Annotated in this window: 4 protein-coding genes; 2 read left to right on the forward strand and 2 right to left on the reverse strand. The window is 62.1% G+C overall.

Features of this window, described 5'->3' with window-relative positions; translation table 11 throughout:
• The first annotated feature begins 99 nt into the window (after positions 1-99).
• Positions 100-1,035: a sugar kinase gene (locus NTD85_RS27630; RefSeq protein WP_262143758.1), complete on the forward strand. Its 936-nt coding sequence runs from the start codon at positions 100-102 to the stop codon at positions 1,033-1,035.
• A 123-nt stretch (positions 1,036-1,158) separates the two neighbouring features.
• Here the strand turns inward: NTD85_RS27630 and NTD85_RS27635 are convergent, their stop codons facing one another.
• Together NTD85_RS27635 and NTD85_RS27640 are read right to left on the reverse strand one after the other, a co-directional pair.
• The gene (locus NTD85_RS27635; protein WP_003225447.1) at positions 1,159-1,434 is read right to left on the reverse strand and encodes a peptidylprolyl isomerase; all 276 of its coding nucleotides are present in this window, start codon (positions 1,432-1,434) and stop codon (positions 1,159-1,161) included.
• Between the two features lie 39 nt (positions 1,435-1,473).
• The gene (locus NTD85_RS27640) at positions 1,474-4,023 is read right to left on the reverse strand and encodes a PAS domain-containing protein (protein ID WP_262143759.1); all 2,550 of its coding nucleotides are present in this window, start codon (positions 4,021-4,023) and stop codon (positions 1,474-1,476) included.
• A 133-nt stretch (positions 4,024-4,156) separates the two neighbouring features.
• Between NTD85_RS27640 and NTD85_RS27645 the strand changes: the two genes are divergently transcribed.
• The gene (locus NTD85_RS27645) at positions 4,157-5,269 is read left to right on the forward strand and encodes a PilT/PilU family type 4a pilus ATPase (protein WP_262143760.1); all 1,113 of its coding nucleotides are present in this window, start codon (positions 4,157-4,159) and stop codon (positions 5,267-5,269) included.
• The last annotated feature ends 56 nt before the right edge of the window (positions 5,270-5,325 follow it).

Below are 5,325 nucleotides of genomic sequence, written 5' to 3' on the forward strand. Positions count from 1 at the left end.
AGCAGCCTCAAACAAGAGGATGCATTCCAAATTGTGGGAGCGAGCTTGCTCGCGAAGAGGCCGGATCAACCACCACCGAATCAGCAGAGACGCTACCCAATGACCAGCCTCAGCCCCCTGGGCCCGAATACCCCGCGCATCGCCCTGATCGGCGAGTGCATGATCGAACTCCAGCACCGTGCCGACGGCAGCCTGCAGCAAAGCTTCGGCGGAGATACCTTGAACACGGCGGTGTACCTGTCCCGCGCGCTCGGCGATAAAGCCCAGGTCGACTACGTCACCGCACTCGGCGACGACAGCTTCAGCGATGCCATGTGCCAGAGCTGGACCGATGAAGGCATTGGCCTGGATCTCGTGCAGCGTCTGCCCGGTCGGCTGCCGGGCCTGTACTGCATCCAGACCGATGCCAATGGTGAACGGCGTTTCCTCTACTGGCGCAATGAGGCGGCGGTGCGCGACTGCTTCACCACTCCAGCGGCCGAGCCGATTCTGGCGACGCTGGCGGACTACGACGTGCTGTATTTCAGCGGCATCACCCTCGCGGTGTTAGGCGCGAAGGGCCGCGAACGCTTGATCCAGACCCTGATCGAAGCCCGGCAGCGCGATGCGCGGATCGTCTTCGACAACAACTATCGACCGCGGCTGTGGTCTTCACAGGAAGAGGCGCGGGCGGCCTATCGCAGCGTGTTGCCGCATGTCGATCTGGCGTTGCTGACCGTCGATGACGAGCAGGCGCTGTTCCATTTTGCCGATTGCGACGCGGTGTTCGAGGCTTACGCACAGATCGGCACGCCGGAAGTGGTGCTCAAGCGTGGCGCTGAGGCGTGCCTGATTCGTTGTGAGGGCGAGGCGTTCGAAGTGCCGGCGCAGAAGGTCGCCAAAGTTGTGGATACCACGGCGGCAGGGGACTCGTTCAGTGCAGCGTATCTGGCGAGGCGGTTGCTGGGGGGCAGTCCGGTCGAGGCGGCGGAGGCGGGGCATTGGCTGGCGAGTCGGGTGATTCAGGTGCCGGGGGCGTTGATTCCGAAAGAATGAGTGTTCTTGTGGCGAGGGAGCTTGCTCCCGCTCGACTGCGCAGCAGGCGCAAGCCTTATTGGGGCGGCTCCGCCACCCAGCGGGAGCAAGCTCCCTCGCCACAAACGCCCGAAAGCAAAGCCTTCAGTCGCGGAAAAACACCTGCACCAGGTGATAGCCGAACTTGCTCTTGATCGGCCCGTGCACCGTGCGCAGCGGCTTCTTGAAGATCACCGCATCAATCGCACCGACCATCTGCCCTGGCCGCACTTCACCCAGATCACCGCCGCGTTTGCCGGACGGGCAGGTCGAGTATTTTTTTGCCAGCACATCAAACGCTTCGCCCTTGGCGATACGCTGTTTGAGCTGTTCGGCCTCTTCGGCGGTTTTCACCAGAATGTGGCGGGCTTGGGCTTTCATCGTGCGATACCTGTAACGGGGTGACGGCGGGGCGCGGGATTATGCCTCAAGTGACGGCGTTTGGTTGATCATCTCGCGGATCTTGTTCGCCAGCACTTCAATCGAAAACGGCTTGGCCACCATGTCCATGCCATCCTCGAGAAAGCCCTGACGCTCGGCGGCTTTCTGCGCGTAACCGGTCATGAACAGCACTTTCAGGCCCGGGCGATGCTGACGGGCGATTTCCGCCAGTTGCCGGCCGTTCATCCCCGGCAGGCCGACGTCGGTCACCAGCAGATCGACCCGCAGCTCCGATTCCAGCAGCGGCAGGGCGGCGCTGGCGTCGGCGGCTTCGTGGGCGAGGTAGCCCAGCTCCTTGAGCAGATCGAGCACCAGCATGCGCACCGCCGGGTCATCTTCAACCACCACCACGGTTTCGCCACAGGTGGCGGTTGGCGCAGCGCCGGTCGGCTCCACCAGCGGATGTTCGGGCTCCAGCAGGTTCAGGCGCGGCAGGTACAAGCGCACGCAGGTGCCGTGATCCGGCAGGCTGTCGAGGCTGACATGGCCGCCCGATTGCTGAGCGAAACCATAAATCATCGACAGTCCCAGCCCGGTGCCTTGGCCGATCGGTTTGGTGGTGAAGAACGGATCGAACGCCTTGGCGCGCACCGACGGGGTCATGCCGGTGCCGTTGTCGCTGACCGCCAGCATCAGGTAGTCGCCGGCCTTGACCGGTTCGAGGGTGGTGATGTCGTTGCCGTCGAGGTAGACGTTAGCGGTTTCGATCAGCAGCTCACCACCATCGGGCATCGCATCGCGGGCGTTGATCACCAGGTTGAGCAGGGCGTTTTCCAGTTGGCTGACGTCGGTGCTGATCGGCCACACATCGTCGGCCAGGCGCAGGGTGAGGCCGATCGGGTCGCCCTTGGTGCGGCGGATCAAATCTTCCAGCGAATGAATCAGTTCATTGACGTTGAGGGTTTTGCGGTCCAGCGACTGCCGGCGCGAGAACGCCAACAGGCGATGGGTCAGCGCCGCTGCACGGTTGGCCGACGAAACCGCCGCTTCAGTGAAACGCCCGATTTCATGGGCGCGGCCGTCGGCGATGTAGCGTTGCATCAGATCGAGGCTGCCGATGATTCCGGTGAGCATGTTGTTGAAGTCGTGGGCGATACCGCCGGTGAGCTGACCGACCGCTTCCATTTTCTGCGCATGGCGCAATGCATCTTCGGCGCGCTCGCGTTCGAACATCTCGTTTTGCAGGCGCTGATTGGCCTGGGCCAGTTGTTCGGTGCGGGCGCTGACCCGTTCCTCGAGGGTTTCATTGAGATTGCGCAGCGCTTCTTCGGTCTTTTTCCGTTCGCTTTCGTCGATCACAAAAATGTAGAAACCGTTGACCGCGCCATCGGCACCGTGGCGCGGCAGGTAGTTCATCAGCGCGTGACGGCTGCTGCCGTCACGGTGCGGGGTGTACAGGCTGAATGAACAGGGCCGCCCGGCCAGCGCCTCGGCAATGTATGGCGCGCGCAGAAAGTAGGCCTCTTCGCCGATCACCTCGCGAATGGTGCGCCCATACAGTTCCTGCGGCGTGAGGCCGTACCAGTCCAGATAGGCGGCGTTGTTCAGACGGAAGCGTTCTTCGTGGTCGACATAGCTGATGAGGATCGGCATTGCATTGATGATCAGCTGCAATTCCGTCTGGCTCTGACGCAGCGCCTGTTCGGTGTGCTTGCGCTCGGTCAGGTCCAGCGCAGCGCCGAGAAAGCGCACCGGTCGTCCGTGGTGATCCTTGTAACAGCGGCCGCGGGCAAACACCCAGCGCAGTTCGCCGTCGGCTTTCAGCAGGCGATATTCCTCGGCGTACTCGGTGCCGTGGGTGATGCAATGCTTGATGCTGCGGGCGATCAAGGCGCGGTCTTCGGGATGCACGCCTTGCAGGTAGTCGCTGATCGGCAATTGGCTGGCCAGCGCCGGATCGATGCCGTGCAACTGGGCGAAATGCGCGTCGGCGATGAAACGATCTTCGCCGATGTCCCAGTCCCAGGTGCCGACCGCATCGGTGGCCGCCAAGGCCAGTTGCAGGCGTTCTTCAGTGTCGCGCTGGGCCTTGAGGCTTTCTTCGGAGCGGCGTTGCAGTTCGAGGGCGATGCGCCGGCGTTCGTTGGTTTCGATGGCCGTTACCAGAATCCCCGCCACTTGCGCATTTTCATCGCGGATCGGACTGTAGGTCAGGTCCAGCCAGAAGTCAGACTCTATGCCTTCGCGTTGCAGGGTAAATCGGCGTTCGCTGTAGGTGCGCACCTGGCCTTGTAGGACGGCTCGATAAATCGGGTCGGTAAAGTCCTGAAGTTCTGGCCATATCAGGTGTGCAGGCTGTCCGAAAGCGTGCGGATGCTTGCTGCCGGCGAGCATCGCAAAGCCATTGTTGTAGATCTGCGTGAGCTGCGGCCCCCACAACAGCAGCATCGGCATCGGCGAGTGAATCACGATGTCCACCGCGGTGCGCAGGCTTTGCGGCCAGGTGCCAGAAGCGCCCAACGGAGTGCGGCTCCAGTCGGTACGGGCGATCAGGGCTTGGGCGTCATCGGGGGAGGGTGCTGCGTTCATCACATCTATCCTGAGCGTCGGTCAGTGCGTTGGCATCTACTATTCTTGCACTTGCGGTAGACGCTGTATGACCCGTCACGTCACGACAGCGGGTCATTTCTGTTCATTGAATGCTTCGCGGGTGCTATTTGCCATGGAAATCGATGCACTGTTGCTCCGTCTGTCGAGCCAGCACGGCTCTGACCTGTTCCTGTCCACGGGAGCGCCACCCAGTGCGCGCATCGATGGCGTGCTGACGCCGTTCAGCGAGCGGCCGTTCAAGCCCGGTGAGGTCGAGGCCATCGCCAACTCCTTGATGGACGCCGAGCAGCGGCGCGAGTTCGATCGGGATCTGGAAATGAACCTGGCGATTTCCCGTACCGGTATCGGGCGTTTTCGGGTGAACGTCTTCAAGCAACGCAATGACGTGTCGATCGTGATCCGCAACGTCAAACTCGATATCCCGCGCTTCGAAGACCTCAAACTGCCGCCGGTACTGCTGGAAACGGTGATGCTAAAGCAGGGGCTGATCCTGTTCGTCGGTGCCACCGACTCCGGCAAGTCCACTTCGCTGGCAGCGCTGATCGATCACCGCAACCGCCACAGCAGCGGGCACATCATCACCATTGAAGACCCGGTGGAGTATATCCATCGACACCAGCGCTCGATCATCAATCAACGCGAAGTCGGCGTCGATACCCGCAGTTTCCATGCAGCGCTGAAAAACACTCTGCGTCAGGCCCCGGACGTGGTGCTGATCGGCGAAATCCGCGACCGCGAGACCATGGAACATGCGCTGACATTCGCCGACACCGGGCACCTGGTGCTGTCGACGTTGCATGCGCACAACGCCAATCAGGCGCTGGACCGTATCGTCAATCTGTTCCCCGAAGAGCGCCGCCCGCAGTTGCTGCACGCGCTGGGCAACAATCTCAAGGCGTTTGTCTCGCAACGGCTGGTGCGCACTGTGGACGGCCAGCGCCGGGCGGCGGTCGAAGTGATGCTCGGCACGCCCACCATCGCCGACCTGATCCGCCGCAACGAATTGGGCGAACTCAAGGGCATCATGGAAAAGTCAGGCGAGGTCGGCATGCAGACCTTCGACGCGGCGCTTTACGGGCTGGTGGTGGAGGGCGTGATCAGCGAAGACGAAGCGCTCAAGCATGCGGATTCGCAGAACAACCTGCGCCTGCGCCTGAAACTGCATGCCGAGGCGGGTCCGGCACCCGCGCCCACTACATCAGGCGATTGGGGCCTGATGGATTAACACCCCACCCCTGTGGGAGCGGGCTTGCTCGCGAATTCAATCTATCAGTCGATATC

It is taken from the genome of Pseudomonas sp. 13B_3.2_Bac1 (assembly GCF_025466205.1).
Classification (GTDB): domain Bacteria; phylum Pseudomonadota; class Gammaproteobacteria; order Pseudomonadales; family Pseudomonadaceae; genus Aquipseudomonas; species Aquipseudomonas fluorescens_H.

What these genes read in the sequence shown, in the direction of transcription:
- NTD85_RS27635 (WP_003225447.1), bottom strand. Translation starts at nt 1,434, where the DNA reads ATGAAAGCCCAAGCCCGCCACATTCTGGTGAAAACCGCCGAAGAGGCC.
- NTD85_RS27630 (WP_262143758.1), top strand. Translation starts at nt 100, where the DNA reads ATGACCAGCCTCAGCCCCCTGGGCCCGAATACCCCGCGCATCGCCCTG.
- NTD85_RS27640 (WP_262143759.1), bottom strand. Translation starts at nt 4,023, where the DNA reads ATGAACGCAGCACCCTCCCCCGATGACGCCCAAGCCCTGATCGCCCGT.
- NTD85_RS27645 (WP_262143760.1), top strand. Translation starts at nt 4,157, where the DNA reads ATGGAAATCGATGCACTGTTGCTCCGTCTGTCGAGCCAGCACGGCTCT.